Source organism: Lonepinella sp. MS14436 (assembly GCF_042470565.1).
GTDB lineage: Bacteria > Pseudomonadota > Gammaproteobacteria > Enterobacterales > Pasteurellaceae > Lonepinella.
In genome coordinates this window covers 1,152,644-1,169,538 of record NZ_CP170385.1, presented here as the reverse complement: position 1 = coordinate 1,169,538, position 16,895 = coordinate 1,152,644, and the positions used below count along the sequence as shown (strand labels likewise).

Below are 16,895 nucleotides of genomic sequence, written 5' to 3'. Positions count from 1 at the left end.
TCGGATATTAATCATTACATTGCCAAACGGCGTAGATCGGCTAATACGCCACCAATAAAACTAATGAATCTTGCACCATCAGCACCATCAATCACACGGTGATCGAAAGATAAAGATAATGGTAACATTAAGCGTGGAGCGAACTCTTTGCCATTCCAGACTGGTGCCATTTCTGATTTAGATACTCCTAAAATCGCTACTTCAGGTGCATTCACAATCGGTGCAAAATGGGTGGTACCCAAGCCACCGATACTTGAAATCGTAAAACAACCACCTTGCATATCAGAAGCAGTCAACTTACCTGCACGGGCTTTTTTCGATACTTCCATGAGTTCACGGGAAAGTTCGATAATGCCTTTTTTGTTCACATCTTTAAACACTGGCACAACTAAGCCGTTTGGTGTATCTACTGCCACACCGATGTTGACATATTTTTTCAAGGTTAAACGTTGACCGTCTTCGGAAATGGAGCTGTTAAAACGTGGATAGGCTTCCAACGCTTTGGCTGCTGCTTTCATAATGAATACCACAGGGGTAATTTTCACGTCTAATTTTTGTTTTTCAGCCAGTTTGTTTTGTTCTTTACGGAAATCTTCTAAATCAGTAATATCCGCACGGTCGAAGTGAGTTACGTGTGGAATCATCACCCAGTTACGGTGTAAGTTTGCCCCTGAAATCTTGTTAATACGTGTTAATTCAACCTCTTCCACTTCACCAAATTTGCTGAAGTCCACTTTCGGCCAAGGTAATAAGCCTAAACCTGCACCATTTGCGACACCAGAACTTGCCGCTGCCCCACTTTCAAGTGCAGTAATGGCAGCTTTCACATAGGCTTGAACGTCTTCTTTTAAGATACGACCTTTACGACCAGTGCCTTTCACTTTATCCAAATTCACACCAAACTCACGAGCCAAACGGCGAACCACTGGGGTTGCATGAGCAAAGGTTGTACTTGCAGTAACTGCTTCTTGGTTAGCAGCTGGGGCAGTAGTTGGAGCTGGGGCAGATGCTGCTTTTGGTGCTTCAGCTTTTGGAGCATCAGCAACTGGAGTGGCTTGTGCTTGGGATTGAGCAGGTGCAGAACCTGATTCAAATTTCATGATTAATTTGCCAGTCGTTACTTTGTCGCCTACGGCAATCAAAATTTCTTTCACCACGCCAGCGATTGGTGCAGGTACTTCCATGGAGGCTTTGTCGCCTTCTACGTTGATAATGGATTGATCCACTTCTACGCTATCGCCTACTTTGACCATGATTTCGGTCACGTTGACTTCATCAGAACCAATATCTGGCACATTTACATCGACTACAGCAGAAGCTGTTGGTGCAGCGGCTGGTGCTGGTGCGGCTTCAGCTTTTGGTGCTTCGGCAGCTGGTGCAGCACCTGCAGCTTCTAATTCAAGCATTGGCGTACCAGTCGAAACCTTATCACCCACTTTGACTAACACTGCTTTAACTACGCCTGCTTCTGGTGCAGGCACTTCCATGGAGGCTTTGTCGCCTTCTACATTGATAATGGATTGATCCACGGCAATGGTATCGCCCACATTCACCATCACTTCGGTTACCGTGACTTCATCGCTTCCAATATCGGGGATTTGAATTTGTTTTGACATTTTTTATTCCTTTTCTGTGCTTGCGGCTAAAATTCAAAAAATTACCCTTTTTTCACCGCACTTTAAAACCATTTCTAATTAATTCATCAATGTGGGAAATATTTTCCCACATTAATATAATGATTTAATTAAGCGTATAACGGATTCACACGTTCAGTTTTTAAACCGTATTTCTCAATCGCTTGTGCAACCACTTTCGCTTCAACTGTACCTTCTTTGGCTAATTGTGCTAATGCAGCGACCACTACATAATACTCGTTCACTTCAAAGTGTTCACGCAAGTTTTCACGACCATCTGAACGACCAAAACCGTCAGTACCTAACACGTGATAATGCTTGCTTGGAACATAAGCACGAATTTGCTCTGCATAAAGTTTCATATAGTCAGTAGAAGCTACGGTTGGTAAATCGGCTAACACTTGAGCCACATAAGGTACACGTGGTGTTTCAGTTGGATGTAATAAATTCCAACGTACTGCATCGGCACCCTCACGACCTAATTCATTGAATGATGGCGCACTGAACACATCGGCTGTTACGCCATAGTCATTGGCTAAGATTTGAGCCGCTGCACGAACGTGACGCATAATTGCACCTGAACTTAGCAACTGAACATGACCTTTGCCTTTTCCTTGTACTGTTTCAAATTTATATAACCCTTTACGAATACCTTCTTCCGCACCTGCTGGCATAGCTGGTTGTTCAGTCACTTCATTTAAGGTGGTGATGTAATAGAACACGTTTTCTTGTTTTTCACCATACATACGGTTAATACCGTCTTGGATAATCACGGCGACTTCAAAAGCAAATGCAGGATCGTAGGTCACACAGTTTGGAATCACACCCGCTTGAATATGGCTATGACCATCTTCATGTTGTAAGCCCTCACCGTTTAAGGTTGTACGACCTGATGTACCGCCGATCATAAAGCCACGGGCTAATTGGTCGCCAGCTAACCACATCATATCGCCCACACGTTGGAAACCGAACATGGAGTAATACACAAAGAATGGAATCATCGGTAAGTTATTCACAGAATAAGAGGTCGCTGCAGCTACCCAAGAGGCGGTTGCACCTAATTCGTTAATACCCTCTTGTAATACTTGACCATCGGTGGCTTCACGATAGTAAGCCACTAAATCACGATCTGATGGCACATAGTTTTGACCTTCTGGGCTGTAAATACCGATTTGGCGGAATAACCCCTCCATACCAAAGGTACGAGCTTCGTCTGCAATAATTGGCACAATAGTTTTGCCGATATTTTTGTCTTTTAATAAGGTGTTTAACACACGGCTAAATGCCATGGTAGTGGAAATGCCACGTGGTTGTTCCTCTAACAATGCTTGGAATTCAGACAAGGCAGGCACTTTATATTCAACATCAAATTTTTGACGACGAGCTGGCACATAACCATTTAAGGCTTTACGATGATGATGAATATAGTTGTATTCTTCTGAATCTTCGGCAAATTTAATGTATTCTAATTTTTCAACTTGCTCATCGGTTAATGGTAAATGGAAATGATCACGGAAACCTTTAAGGCTGTCTAATGACATTTTTTTAGACTGGTGAGCGGTATTTTTACTTTCTGCTTCTGGGATTTTATAACCTTTCACCATGTGAGATAAAATCACCACTGGTTTATCAGATTTTTGTGCTTTTTCAAAAGCAGCATACATTTTTTCACTATCGTGACCACCACGGCGTAATGCCCAAATTTCATCATCTGTCCAGTCAGCCACTAATGCAGCAGTTTCAGGATAACGACCAAAGAAGTGTTCACGTACATAAGCACCATTTTTTGATTTGAAAGTTAAGTAGTCACCGTCAACCACTTCCATCATTAATTGGGTTAATTTGCCTGAAGTATCTTTGGCGAATAATTTATCCCAACCGCTACCCCATAATACTTTAATCACTTCCCAGCCTGCACCGCTGAATAAACCCTCAAGTTCTTGTACAATTTTACCGTTACCATGAACTGGACCATCTAAACGTTGAAGATTACAGCTAATTATAAAAATTAAGTTATCTAATTTTTCACGAGCCGCAACAGTAATTGCCCCTTTAGACTCAATTTCGTCCATTTCACCATCGCCTAAAAACGCATAGACTTTCTGGTTAGAAGTATCTTTTAGCTTACGGTTATGGAGATATTTTAAGAAACGAGCACTATAAATAGCATTGACAGGACCTAACCCCATTGAAACTGTTGAGAACTGCCAAAAATCAGGCATAAGTTTCGGGTGAGGATAAGATGATAAACCATCTACAAAGGCTTCTTGACGGAAGTTATCCATTTGTGCTTCGGTTAAACGCCCCTCCACAAACGCACGAGCGTAAATACCTGGTGCTGCATGACCTTGAGAGAAAATTAAGTCCCCACCATCTTTTTCAGTGGCAGCTTTAAAGAAATGGTTATAACAAACTTCATACATTGACGCGGCAGATTGGAATGTCGAAATATGACCACCTAAATCTAAATCTTTTTTCTGGCTACGTAATACCATTGCAATGGCATTCCAACGTACTGCAGAACGAATACGACGTTCAATATCTTTGTTACCTGGATAAGGTGGTTGTTCAGATACAGGAATGGTATTTACATAAGCTGTTGTTACACCAGCTGGTAAAGGCACGGCTTGGCTGCGTGCGTGTTGCATAATTTGCTCAACGATGAACTGAGCACGCTCTGTCCCTTCTTCACGAATAATTGAATCAATAGCCAATAGCCAATCTTGTGTTTCGATTGGATCTACGTCATTCTTCACGATTTCTGACATCGTCTCTTCCTTATTTAGATGTTAATAAAATTATGTTTAGCCCATTGCTAAACGGCGAGTTGATAACTGAATCTTAAAATTCTTGCTTAGATAATGAGGAATACTCGTCTAATTAAAAAATTTTTTAAATTTTATTAGATTTTTTTAATCAAGCATAGTCATATTTCACTAAATTTTAACATTATTTAATCTAAATATCACGAAATAAGTAAAATATTGACCGCACTTTAACTGCATTTGTAATAAAAATCACCGCCTCTAAAGGCGGTGATTCAGACTGCTGATTTCTTATTTAACAACTTCGGTAAGTAGTTTCTGATAATCAACCAACGCATTCGATGTAATATCACTAATACGCTGATTACTGGTTAAAGTCATGGCAACTTTCATTTCTTTTTTGAAAATATCTAACATATTTTCTACTCCAGCACGACCTGCCGCACCAAGTGCATAAACAAAAGAACGTCCGAGCATAGTGGCATCTGCCCCTAAGGCAATCATTCTCACCACATCTAAACCATTACGAATCCCTGAATCGGCAAGGATTTTAATATCTCCTTTAACCGCATCAGCAATCGGTGGTAAGGCACGGGCTGAAGAAAGCACACCGTCCAACTGGCGACCACCGTGGTTAGATACCACGATACCGTCAGCCCCAAAACGTACTGCATCTTTTGCATCTTCTGGATCTAAGATCCCTTTAATCACCATTGGACCGTCCCAGAAATCTCGAATCCATTCCAAATCTTTCCAAGAAATTGACGGGTCAAAGTTTTGAGTTAACCAACCGATGTAATCATCTAAATTGATTGGTTTACCCATATAAGTGGATACATTGCCTAAGGTATGAGGTTTACCATTGATCCCTACGTCCCATGCCCAAAATGGATGAGTGATACCTTGCAATATACGACGAATTTCTTTATAAGGTCCACTCATTCCTGAGTGCATATCACGATAACGGGCCCCAGGGGTTGGCATATCCACAGTAAACACCAGTGTTGAACAACCTGCTGCTTTAGCACGTTCCAAGGCATTTTTCATAAAGCCACGATCTTTCAATACATAAAGTTGGAACCACATTGGGCGTTTAATAGCTGGAGCTACTTCTTCAATCGGACAAATAGAAACTGTTGATAAAGTAAACGGAATCCCTTTATTATCTGCTGCTTGAGCCGCTTGCACCTCTCCACGACGGGCATTCATACCTAATGCACCTACTGGGGCTAACGCCACTGGCATGGAAAGTTTTTCACCAAAAAGTTCAATTTCCGTGTCCAAATTTGACATATCTTTTAATACACGTTGTCTTAACGCAATATCAGCTAAATCCGTTACGTTACGTTCTAATGTACGTTCCGCATAAGAACCGCCGTCCGCATAATGGAACATAAATGGGGGAACTTTACGTCTTGCTGCTTCACGATAGTCATTTGCTGATGAAATAATCATATTTTTTTACCTCTCTTAAAATTATTATTTTTATTAAATTGAATAGAATATTGGCACTATAAAAGTGGCTGCGATAGCCGCAATTACACCATAAATTAACATAGGAATAGCCGTTTTCTTCAAGATCTCACCTTCTTGGTTTTGCAAATTCACAATGGTACTCACCGCAATGATGTTATTCACACAAATCATATTCCCCATGGCACCACCCACAGATTGTAAGGCTAAGATAAGTGAAACATTTAAGCCTGCTAATTCTGCGGTAGATATTTGTACACCACCAAAGGTCAAGTTAGATACGGTATTTGAACCTGAGAAAAATGCACCGATAGCCCCTAAATAGGCGGAGAAATAAGTCCAAGACTCACCTGCTACACTGGCAAAGCCCGTACCGATAATTTTCACCATGGAATTATCACCGCCCATGGTCATTAATTTTACCATCACCAAGGCACCAAACATTGCCCAGAATGGTCGAATACCTTGTTTAATACTACGCATAGCAATTTGATGTACGGATTTGACACTCAAACGATAAATGAAAAACGTCAACAAAGAAACAACACCAAACGGAATTAAGGCTGGCACATAAAGCAAACGATAGTTATCTGAAACCCCTGTTCCAAAAATATTGCTTAATGAGAAAACTAAGCCTTTGGTAATCGCAAAATCACCAAGATAACCCCATGAAGCATTAATCCATGGTGTTTTATCTTGAATCATGGCATTAAATGGTAACTGTGGTAAACGAGTAATGATCAAAAGCGTAATTAACAATAAGGTCGGAGATAAGGCTTTAAATACTTCTGCTTTAGTCACCGTAGCAGCCTGTTCCGCACCTTCCGTTTTAGCTAAACCAATACCAAAATTTGCGACCGTAATTGAAATTAATAAACCGATTGCACCACCCACTAATGATGGGAATTCATAGTTAAACTGAGCTAATAGTACATAAGGCACAACACAAGAAAGAATACTAATGTAAACGAAAACAATGTTACGTTTGACATCTTTCCATTCTACTACAAATAATAAAGCTATAATCGGAATAACCAACGCCGCAACAGAGTGCATTAAAGCAGTCATTCCACCAATTTCAAGAATCTGTTCAGCAGGTAAATTGAGGGGAGAAAGCCCAAACCATGTTGGTGTTCCTACCGCACCAAAAGATACAGGTACAGAGTTCATTGCCAACGCTAAACAAGCCACACGGAATGGTTTAAAACCAAGTCCAATTAAGATTGGTGCAGCAATCGCTGGTGGTGTTCCCCAGCCACTGGCACCCTCAAGCATAAAGGCAAATGCCCATGCGATAATCATTAATTGTGCAATTGGGTTTGGGTTAATATTGGCTAACCATTTTCGTAAGGTATTAATCGCCCCTGAATCTTCCAATGTTCGGTGGAAAAGGATTGCACCAAAAATAACGGTAATTGGCACTAAAGTAGAAAGATAACCAGATACAACATTGGCATTCACCAACACTAAATCGGCATCAAAATAGAAGACTTTAATTAAATAAACTAATACTGCAACAATAGGAAGTGCAATATAAGATGGCACAGGATTGCGTTTAACCATTAAATAAATTAAAAGCACAATGGGAAAAATACTTAAAAATAACGCCATAAAAAAACCTCTTTAAGATATAACAAATCAGACCACTTATTGTAAATAATTATCAACATAAAAATAGAGGAAAGTATCAATTTTGTGATCTGTGTTACATTTTTGTAATCTAAATGTTTATTATATGTTCAGAAACCTCATGAGATTTAATATTTTGAATAAAAAACAACAAAAAAACCCGCAACTAAACTGCGGGCTTTAGTAAAGTGATTTTATAAAATTATTTTTTTAATACAAGGACAACTGATTCACCAGCAACTACATCACCAACTTTTTTACTGATATTACTGATTTCGTCCATATTAGAAATAACTACTGGAGTTAATATAGATTTTGCTTTTTGCTCTAATAATTCAAGATCAAATTCAATAACTGTGTCACCACGTTTGACTTCTTGACCTTCTTTTGCTACACGAGTAAAACCCTCACCTTTTAATTCAACGGTATCAATACCAAAGTGAACAAATAATTCAATTCCCTCTTTGGATTCCATTGAGAAAGCATGGTTAGTTTCAAAAATCTTGCCTATCACGCCATCTACAGGTGCAACAATTTTATTACCATTTGGGCGAATTGCTATACCGTCACCAACAATTTTCTCAGAGAAAACCACATCTGGCACATCTTCAATATTCACAATTTCACCTGAAAGTGGTGCATAGATTTCTACTTCAACAGCTTTACTTTCTTTAGCACCAAATAATTTATCAAAAAATCCCATTTTTATTCTCTCTCCTACTATATGAACAAAAATTTTGCGTATTCTAACGCAAAATTTTTGGGTTGTATCTAGTTAAATTGATTTTCTTGCAAAAAATCGTTGACTAATTGTTCAATTTCAACCGCAGTTGGCACTTGCAATGCTTTTTCTGCTAGTGCTTTGGCATCTTGATAATTGACATTCCTAATAATTTTCTTAATAGCAGGAACGGAAATAGCACTCATACTAAATTCGTCTAAGCCCATACCCAACAATAAAATTGTAGCACGTTCATCGCCTGCTAATTCACCACACATTCCTGTCCATTTACCTTCGGCATGTGAAGCATCGATCACTTGTTTAATTAAACCTAATACTGATGGCGACATTGGGTTATATAAATGAGAAATCATTTCATTACCACGGTCAACCGCTAAGGTATATTGGGTTAAGTCGTTCGTACCAATACTAAAGAAATCTACTTCTTTAGCTAAGAATTTTGCATTTACTGCTGCTGATGGAGTTTCCACCATAACGCCGATTTGAATATTTTCATCAAAGGCTTTACCCTCATTGCGTAGCTCTTGTTTCAACGTTGCAATCACGGATTTTAATTCACGAATTTCTTCCACAGAAATAATCATCGGGAACATCATTGCTAATTTACCAAAAGCAGACGCTCTTAACACTGCACGTAATTGAGCATGTAAAATTTCACGACGCTCCATGGCAATTCGAATCGCACGCCAGCCTAAGAATGGATTCATTTCTTTTGGTAAATTCATATATGGCAATTCTTTGTCACCACCAATATCCATAGTACGTAATACCACAAGACGACCATTCATTGCTTCAACAACTTCTTTATAAGCAATAAATTGTTCTTCTTCACTTGGTAATTGATCACGATCCATAAATAAGAATTCGGTACGATACAAACCAACGCCTTCCGCACCGTTACGATCGGCACCTTCACAATCACGAATTGTCCCAATATTTGCTACCACATCAACACGATGACCGTCTAATGTCATAGCTGGTAAATCTTTTAATTTAGCTAACTCTGCTTTTTCAGCTGCTAATTTTTCTTGTGCTGATTTTAACGCATCTATTTCAGCTTGAGTTGGATTGACTAATACTTGATTATTGACTGCATCTAATACTAAGAAATCACCCGTATTGACTAATTCAGTTACATTATTTGTCCCTACAATCGCTGGTAATTCCAAAGAACGAGCCATAATTGAGGTATGTGAAGTACGACCGCCAATATCGGTAATAAAACCTAACACTTTATCTAAATTTAACTGTGCTGTTTCAGATGGAGTTAAATCATAAGCAACCAAAATCACTTCTTCATTAATATCACCTAAATCAACAATTTTCATGCCTAGAATGTTTTTAATCAAACGATTACCAATATCACGAATATCGCCTGCACGTTCTTTTAAATATTCATCATCGATTTCAGATAACATGGTCACTTGCTGATCGATAATTTTACTTGTAGCAACTGCTGCGTTCACTTTATTAGAACGCAGGTAATCTATAATTTCTTCTTCTAATTCTTCATCTTCTAAAATCATTAAATGACCTTCAAAGATTGCAGCCTTGTCTTCACCTAACGACTTGAATGCACGATCACGAATAGAACTAAGTTGCTCAACTGCGGCGGTACGTCCTTGATAAAAACGAGCAATTTCATTATCAATTTGCTCATCTGTAATTTTGTGCATATCAAGCACAATTTTTTCTTCTTTAAGAACGAGAGCTTTACCGAAAACGATACCTGGAGAGGCTGGAATTCCTGAAATCATAAATTTACCCTTTGACTGAAGTGGAACGACAATGAAATTATAGCCATAACACTATATTTTTATTATCAAAATACCTTGATAAAAATGTATATGGCTAAACAAAAATTATTCTAAAGTAGGTATTAATGCAACTAAATGCTCTACAGCAGCTTGTTCATCTTCACCTTCAGCAGAAATAGTAATTACTGTACCTTGGGTTAAGCCTAAGGTTTGCAATTTAAATAAACTTTTCGCACTTGCACTTTTACCTGCAGAAGTAACAGTAATATCAGAACCAAACCCTTTTGCTTCTTTTACAAATTGTGCAGCTGGGCGTGTGTGTAAACCGCTTGGAGCGGTAATTTCAACGTCTTTTGAGTACATGGATGTTTCCTCTTTTTTTGATTTATTTAAATGAAATCTTACACTATTATTACGTAATTTTAATAATCAATACCTTATTCTAAGCGATTAATGCAATTGGATCACGTTAAAATTCACAAAAATCCAAAAATAGTCAGAAAATTGACTAATTAATAATCACCACTTAACAGATTATTAACTTTATCTTTATTGTAATCGATCCAATCCAGCTCTTAAATCTGAGATAAGTTCATCCACCGCTTCAAAACCAATATGCAAACGAATTAACGTTCCCGATAAAGTGCGGTCAATATTTGGACGAATTTTCGCAATATCTTCAGGCTGATTATATAAAATTAAACTTTCGAATCCACCCCAAGAATACGCCATGGTAAATAGTTCAAAATGATCCATAAAGGCAGACAACTGTTGAGCGTTTAATTTTTGCTTTAATTCAAAAGAAAATAAACCTGCTGATCCCGTAAAATCACGTTTAAAAAATTCGTATCCCAAACAACTTGGTAAGGCTGGGTGATATACTGCTTTCACTTCAGGTTGTTCCGCCAACCATTTTGCTATTTTGATACTACTTTCTTCGTGCTGTTTAAAACGCACTGCCAACGAACGAATTCCACGTGCTGTCGTATAAGCACTATCAGCATCCACCATTTGTCCCATTAAATAGGAATTTTCACGCAACTGATCCCAACAACGGGCATTTGCTACAGCAGTACCGATCATCACATCCGAATGTCCAACAAGATATTTAGTACCCGCTTGAATAGAAATGTCCACTCCATGCTCAAGGGCTTTAAATAGAATCCCACCGCCCCATGTATTATCTAGCATAATCACCACATCAGGATTCACCGTTCTCACTGCTTGTACAATAGATGGCACATCTGGCACTTCCATTGTCAATGAACTTGGTGTTTCAAGAAAAACTACGCTAGTATTCGGACGCATTAAATCAGCAATTTTTGCACCGCAGATTGGATCATAAAATGTCGTTTCAACCCCTATTTTGTTCAGAATTTGATGACAAAAATCTTGACTCGGTTCATAGGCTGCTCCCGACATCAGAATATGGTCACCAGTTTTTACAAAGGCTAAAATACTATTGGTAATAGCCGCTGCTCCACAAGGATAAAGATAACAACCTGCCCCACCTTCCATTTCACACATCAAATCTTGCAAAGCAAAATGGGTCAATGTACCACGACGACCATAAAATAACGCCTGTTTAGCACGATTAATAGTCGCTTGTTTTTTGTCGGCAAGAGTATCAAAAACTAGAGAAGATGCCCGTTGAATAACAGGATTCACAGCACCTTGCGTAACCCGTTTATTTCGTCCTGAATGTACTAATTTTGTGGCTAATGAATATTCTTTTGTCATATTATCTTCCTTAATTATAATTCAGCCAACATGCCTAACACCATTTGTGATGATATTTTTGCAGCTAAAGGTAAAAATTCCTCAAAAGATATACTGGCTTGCCCATCACCTGCATCAGAAATGGCTCGCACCACCACAAAAGGCACTGCAAAACTATGGCAAACTTGAGCTATCGCGGTGGCTTCCATTTCTACTGCAACAACCTGCGGGAAATCTGATTTAATTTTTTGTAATGGTTCGCCCCCAGCAATAAAACTATCTCCCGAGCAAATTAGCCCACGTTTTACGCTATTTCCCTGCTGTTGAGCAATTTTTTCTGCAAGTGCGGTCAATTTCTCATCAGAAATAAAAGTCGGCGGACAAGCTGGTAATTGCCCTTTGACATAACCAAATGCCGTCACATCTGCATCGTGATAGGCTGTTTCGGTGGAAATCACAATATCCCCAACTTTTAACCCCTGAGCAACGCCACCTGCCGATCCCGTGTTGATCACTACATCAGGTTTTGCCAGTTGTAACAAGGCAGTTGTCGCTATTGCAGCAGCCACTTTGCCAATACCAGATTGCACCAACACTACCGCTTTATCAGCAATTTTTCCTTCAAAAATCACCGCACTTGCGACTTTGGTTTCTGTTTTTTCTGTCATTAACCCTAACAGAATTTCCACTTCTTGTGCCATTGCACCGACAATACCAATTTTCATTTATTTATCTTGTTGTTCCATGATTAATTTATTCACTAAATAATCTAACACCGCAAAAGTGTAATCATCATTATAAAGCGTGCTAATGGTTAATACATATTTACCGTTTATCACCACAAAGGGATAGGTAAACACTCCATATTTTTCCGTTCGAGCAATCGCAGAATTGACTAATTTTGTTGTTGAATTAGCATAAAAAATCCTATCAAATTGTTTTTCATCTACTTTATTTTGTTGTAACCAAGTCAATAAATTTTCTAATTTAGCTAATTCTAAATAACGCGTTGCATCAATGGTTTCAAACAAAAGCAAATCGGAAACATCATCACGTTCCATTTGTTTTAGGCTGTAAAACACCTGAGCAGAATAATGTGCATTTGCAGTAGCAATCGGATATTCTTCATAGCTCACTTTATCTGAATTAAGCTCTTGATAAAGCACCAAAATATCTTGCACATTAACACAGGTTCGGCAATCGTAATCAAAAAAAGATTGAATGAGTACCCGACCTTTTTCTAACTGCATATTCACTGGTGTGCTGTATGAAAAATAATCCTTACCATCTTGAAATGGTTGTTCATTTTCTTGTACAGTTATTTCGGCTGTATCATTTTGTTGTTCACTTTCTCTCGCTGCCGATTGATTATCCGCCCAAGTCATACTACTCAATAACAACAAAAACAATATAGATAAATATTTCATAAGGTTACACTAACATTACTGGTTCAATATAATCCACTAATAATTGAATATTACGATTACCACGAAATTCATTAATATCTAGTTTATATACTAATCTCGCCTGTTTAATTGACTTATCAGGATAATAACGAGTATCTACATTAAAAGCAATGGCATCAATCAGTTGTCCGCCCTGTTTAGGCTCTAATAACATTTTTAAATGGCGTTCGCCCACTAAACGTTGTTGTAAAATTTTAAATTCGCCGTCAAATACGGGTTCAGGAAAAGATTGTCCCCAAGGTCCTGCCTGTTTTAACATTTCGGCGGTTTGAATGGTTAATAATGGAGCAGATAATTCGCCGTCCGTCCACAACATGCCTTGCAGTTCATCATTGCCTAAGCACTCAGTTACCACATCATTAAAACTGCGTTGAAATTGTTCAAATAATTCCGCCCGAATACTTAATCCTGCTGCCATAGCATGACCACCAAATTTTAAAATCATCTCTGGATGACGTTGATGCACACGTTCCAATAAATCTCGTATATGCAAACCCTCCACCGAACGAGCAGAACCTTTCAGCACCGCATCACCATCTTGAGCAAATGCCACAATCGGACGGTGAAACTGATCTTTAATACGAGAAGCGACAATCCCTAATACGCCCTGATGCCAATCTGATTGATAAAGTGCTACCCCCAATGGTAATTGTTGCTCACGATTAAGTGCGGTCAATTTTCGGCAAATTTCTAGGGCTTCTAATTTCATGCCTTGCTCAATTTCTTTACGTGTTTGGTTTAATTCATCTAATTCTAAAGCTAACGCTCTCGCCTGCTCCATGGTTTCTGTCAGCAACAGTTCCACTCCAATCGACATATTATCCAAGCGACCCGCTGCATTCAGACGCGGGGCAATGGAAAAACCCAAATCACTGGCAGTTAATTGATGAATATTTTTATTTGCGACTTCCACCAAAGCTCGAATACCGCAACAACAATGCTCGGCTCGAATACGTAACAATCCTTGATAAGCCAAAATTCGGTTATTTTGATCTAACGGCACCACATCCGCAATCGTTCCTAAAGCGACCAAATCCAATAAATCGGTAAAATTCGGTTGGGTTTGACTATCAAATACGCCCATTTCACGTAATTTAGCCCGTAATGCCAACATCACATAAAAGGTTACACCCACACCAGCCAACGCTTTAGACGGAAAATCACAGCCGACTAAATTAGGGTTTACAATGGCATCTGCATTCGGTAATTGTTCAGCGGGCAAATGGTGATCGGTAATCACTACACGTACCGAATTTTGTTTCAAATAATCCACGCCCTCTAAGGAAGAAATACCGTTATCCACCGTAATCAACACCTCAACCCCTTGTGCTAGTGCCATTTCGGCAATAGATACACTCAAACCATAGCCCTGTTCAAAACGGTTCGGGATCAAATAATTCACATCGGTAAAGCCTAACTGACGTAATGCCGTTACCGCTAAAGCCGTACTAGTTGCACCGTCCGCATCAAAATCCCCAACAATCACAATTTTTTTATCTCGAGAATCTGCCAATAATTGCACCGCAGTTTGCATGCCTAATAATAAATGCGGTGATAACATGGACGACAAAGTGCGGTCTAATTGTTGTGAATTTTGAATATGACGAGAACGATATAAACGATCTAATAAAGGGTTATCACAAACAGGCGAACCTATTGGTATGGATCTTCTTTGAATGATTTTATTCACGGGAATATTGTTATTATTAATTAATCATTGTAGGGTGCATTCATACGTTGCACCCTAATCGTTATTGCTTATTTATTTAATTCAGCTAGCAATGCTTTCGGATCCAAATAACCGCCAATAATTTCACCATTTTCAGTCAAAATTGCTGGCGTACCTTGTACTCCAAATGCCACACCTAATTTATAATGTTTTGCCACAATATTCGGTGCTTTCAAGTGTTTTGGTAAATTACCTTGCTCCGCATCATTTAACGCTTGAACTTTATCTTGAGCAGTAAAAATCGCTTCCATTTGTTGAGCAGTTTGATCATTACTCGCCACCCCACGACGAGGAAAAGCTAAATAACGTACAGTTATCCCTTGTTCGTTATAGTCTTTGATCTGTTCGTGTAATTTATGGCAATAATAACAGCTAATATCCATAAATATGGTTACTACATGCTTTTCATTTTTTGCAGGGTAAACAATCATTTCATTTTTATAATTTTCTAAGGTAGTCATCAAGGACTTCGCTGCAACATCTACAGGACCTTTATCAGTTAATTCATATAATTTACCGTGCAAAACATATTTTGCATCATCACTCACATACAAAATACCTTCTTCTGTATTAGCGGTTTTTAACCCTTGAATCGGCGAATCTTTAACTTCAACCTGTTGCATACCCATTTTAGTTAACTTAGCAATAATCGCTTTATCATCAGCCATAGCATAAAAGGCGAACAATGCGAGAAAAACTGCGGTGAAAAATTTGTACATTTTTACTGTCCATCATCATAATCAAAAAACTGGTTTGCTAGTTTAGCATAACTTTCCGTTGAATTTAACTATTTAACCAATAACAGATTTCACCCAAACACTACACAACTGCTGGTAAATAGACTATAATTCACGGCTCACAGAATTTAAGAAATCATGTTATGTTTGAAATTAACCCAATAAAAAATAAAATTACCGATCTCGCCGAGCGTACTAACGTCCTTCGGGGGTATCTTTGACTTTGCCACCAAAGTCGAACGTTTAGAAGAAGTCAATGCCGAATTGGAACAGCCTGAAGTCTGGAATGAACCTGAAAAAGCCCAAGCCTTAGGCAAAGAACGATCTGCCCTTGAATTAGTGGTCAATACCATTAAAAAACTCGATCAAGGCTTAGAAGACGTGGACGGTTTGCTTGAATTAGCGATTGAGGGCGAAGATGAACAAACCTTTAATGAAGCCGTTGCAGAACTTGATGAATTAGAACAACAGTTAGCTAAACTTGAATTTCAACGTATGTTCAGCGGTCAACATGATGCTTGTGATTGCTATGTAGATTTACAAGCAGGTTCAGGTGGAACAGAAGCACAAGACTGGACAGAAATGCTATTACGAATGTATTTACGTTGGGCGGAATCGAAAGGCTTTAAGACCGAATTAATGGAAGTTTCCGATGGTGATGTGGCAGGTCTGAAATCAGCGACTATTAAAGTATCAGGTGAATATGCCTTTGGTTGGCTTCGCACCGAAACAGGGATTCACCGTTTAGTACGCAAAAGCCCGTTTGATAGCAATAATCGCCGTCATACCTCTTTTGCGGCTGCCTTTATCTACCCTGAAATTGATGATGATATTGATATTGACATCAATCCAGCGGATTTACGCATTGATGTGTATCGTGCCTCGGGAGCAGGTGGTCAGCACGTGAATAAAACCGAAAGTGCGGTGCGAATTACCCATATTCCAAGCGGTATTGTGGTGCAATGTCAAAACGACCGTTCGCAACACAAAAACAAAGATCAATGTATGAAACAGCTCAAAGCCAAGCTGTATGAAATGGAAATGATGAAGAAAAATGCTGATAAACAAGCCTTAGAAGAAAGCAAATCCGACATTGGCTGGGGCAGTCAGATTCGTTCCTATGTATTAGATGATAGTCGGATTAAAGATTTACGCACTGGCGTGGAAAATCGCAATACCCAAGCGGTGCTTGACGGCGATTTAGATCGTTTTATTGAAGCAAGCCTAAAGGCTGGCTTATAAAT

The 16,895-nt window shown here is 38.9% G+C and carries 13 protein-coding genes; 1 reads left to right on the top strand and 12 read right to left on the bottom strand.

What is annotated here, in order from left to right:
- Window positions 1-14: 14 nt before the first annotated feature.
- From aceF to dsbC, 12 genes are all read right to left on the bottom strand, one after another.
- Window positions 15-1,616, bottom strand: a complete 1,602-nt coding sequence (gene aceF, locus O1Q81_RS05605; RefSeq protein ID WP_386696435.1) for a pyruvate dehydrogenase complex dihydrolipoyllysine-residue acetyltransferase — start codon at window positions 1,614-1,616, stop codon at window positions 15-17.
- 128 nt (window positions 1,617-1,744) lie between these two features.
- On the bottom strand, window positions 1,745-4,402 hold the full coding sequence (gene aceE, locus O1Q81_RS05600) for a pyruvate dehydrogenase (acetyl-transferring), homodimeric type (RefSeq protein ID WP_386685780.1): 2,658 nt from the start codon (window positions 4,400-4,402) through the stop codon (window positions 1,745-1,747).
- Between the two features lie 288 nt (window positions 4,403-4,690).
- A complete protein-coding gene (gene lldD, locus O1Q81_RS05595; RefSeq protein ID WP_386685777.1) occupies window positions 4,691-5,854 on the bottom strand; it encodes an FMN-dependent L-lactate dehydrogenase LldD in 1,164 nt (387 codons plus the stop codon).
- A gap of 33 nt (window positions 5,855-5,887) precedes the next feature.
- Window positions 5,888-7,483 (bottom strand): L-lactate permease, encoded by a 1,596-nt coding sequence (locus tag O1Q81_RS05590; protein WP_386685774.1) that lies wholly within the window; start codon window positions 7,481-7,483, stop codon window positions 5,888-5,890.
- Window positions 7,484-7,703: 220 nt separating this feature from the next.
- Window positions 7,704-8,204 carry a PTS glucose transporter subunit IIA gene (gene crr / locus O1Q81_RS05585; protein ID WP_386685772.1) on the bottom strand — a complete coding sequence of 167 codons (501 nt, stop codon included), beginning with the start codon at window positions 8,202-8,204 and terminating at the stop codon, window positions 7,704-7,706.
- A 68-nt stretch (window positions 8,205-8,272) separates the two neighbouring features.
- Window positions 8,273-10,000, bottom strand: coding sequence for a phosphoenolpyruvate-protein phosphotransferase PtsI (gene ptsI, locus O1Q81_RS05580; protein ID WP_386685769.1), 1,728 nt, complete (start codon window positions 9,998-10,000; stop codon window positions 8,273-8,275).
- A 105-nt stretch (window positions 10,001-10,105) separates the two neighbouring features.
- Window positions 10,106-10,363: a phosphocarrier protein Hpr gene (gene ptsH / locus O1Q81_RS05575; protein WP_386685767.1), complete on the bottom strand. Its 258-nt coding sequence runs from the start codon at window positions 10,361-10,363 to the stop codon at window positions 10,106-10,108.
- Between the two features lie 186 nt (window positions 10,364-10,549).
- Window positions 10,550-11,740 carry a cystathionine beta-lyase gene (gene metC, locus O1Q81_RS05570; protein ID WP_386696433.1) on the bottom strand — a complete coding sequence of 397 codons (1,191 nt, stop codon included), beginning with the start codon at window positions 11,738-11,740 and terminating at the stop codon, window positions 10,550-10,552.
- A 14-nt stretch (window positions 11,741-11,754) separates the two neighbouring features.
- A complete protein-coding gene (locus O1Q81_RS05565) occupies window positions 11,755-12,444 on the bottom strand; it encodes a 5'-methylthioadenosine/adenosylhomocysteine nucleosidase (protein WP_386693656.1) in 690 nt (229 codons plus the stop codon).
- The gene (locus tag O1Q81_RS05560; RefSeq protein ID WP_386696431.1) at window positions 12,445-13,146 is read right to left on the bottom strand and encodes a thiol:disulfide interchange protein DsbA/DsbL; all 702 of its coding nucleotides are present in this window, start codon (window positions 13,144-13,146) and stop codon (window positions 12,445-12,447) included.
- A gap of 4 nt (window positions 13,147-13,150) precedes the next feature.
- Window positions 13,151-14,875, bottom strand: a complete 1,725-nt coding sequence (gene recJ / locus O1Q81_RS05555) for a single-stranded-DNA-specific exonuclease RecJ (protein WP_386696429.1) — start codon at window positions 14,873-14,875, stop codon at window positions 13,151-13,153.
- A 68-nt stretch (window positions 14,876-14,943) separates the two neighbouring features.
- Window positions 14,944-15,633, bottom strand: a complete 690-nt coding sequence (gene dsbC, locus O1Q81_RS05550; protein ID WP_386693200.1) for a bifunctional protein-disulfide isomerase/oxidoreductase DsbC — start codon at window positions 15,631-15,633, stop codon at window positions 14,944-14,946.
- Window positions 15,634-15,794: 161 nt separating this feature from the next.
- Between dsbC and prfB the strand changes: the two genes are divergently transcribed.
- Window positions 15,795-16,893 (top strand): peptide chain release factor 2 gene (gene prfB / locus O1Q81_RS05545; RefSeq protein ID WP_386693651.1). Its coding sequence is split into 2 segments (ribosomal slippage): window positions 15,795-15,869 and window positions 15,871-16,893, totalling 1,098 coding nucleotides; the frame shifts between segments, so codons are not numbered across the junction.
- Window positions 16,894-16,895 lie beyond the last annotated feature (2 nt).

Excerpts from the sequence above, each read along its gene's own strand:
- aceF (WP_386696435.1), bottom strand. The coding sequence starts at position 1,616 with ATGTCAAAACAAATTCAAATCCCCGATATTGGAAGCGATGAAGTCACG.
- aceE (WP_386685780.1), bottom strand. The coding sequence starts at position 4,402 with ATGTCAGAAATCGTGAAGAATGACGTAGATCCAATCGAAACACAAGAT.
- lldD (WP_386685777.1), bottom strand. The coding sequence starts at position 5,854 with ATGATTATTTCATCAGCAAATGACTATCGTGAAGCAGCAAGACGTAAA.
- O1Q81_RS05590 (WP_386685774.1), bottom strand. The coding sequence starts at position 7,483 with ATGGCGTTATTTTTAAGTATTTTTCCCATTGTGCTTTTAATTTATTTA.
- crr (WP_386685772.1), bottom strand. The coding sequence starts at position 8,204 with ATGGGATTTTTTGATAAATTATTTGGTGCTAAAGAAAGTAAAGCTGTT.
- ptsI (WP_386685769.1), bottom strand. The coding sequence starts at position 10,000 with ATGATTTCAGGAATTCCAGCCTCTCCAGGTATCGTTTTCGGTAAAGCT.
- ptsH (WP_386685767.1), bottom strand. The coding sequence starts at position 10,363 with ATGTACTCAAAAGACGTTGAAATTACCGCTCCAAGCGGTTTACACACA.
- metC (WP_386696433.1), bottom strand. The coding sequence starts at position 11,740 with ATGACAAAAGAATATTCATTAGCCACAAAATTAGTACATTCAGGACGA.
- O1Q81_RS05565 (WP_386693656.1), bottom strand. The coding sequence starts at position 12,444 with ATGAAAATTGGTATTGTCGGTGCAATGGCACAAGAAGTGGAAATTCTG.
- O1Q81_RS05560 (WP_386696431.1), bottom strand. The coding sequence starts at position 13,146 with ATGAAATATTTATCTATATTGTTTTTGTTGTTATTGAGTAGTATGACT.
- dsbC (WP_386693200.1), bottom strand. The coding sequence starts at position 15,633 with ATGTACAAATTTTTCACCGCAGTTTTTCTCGCATTGTTCGCCTTTTAT.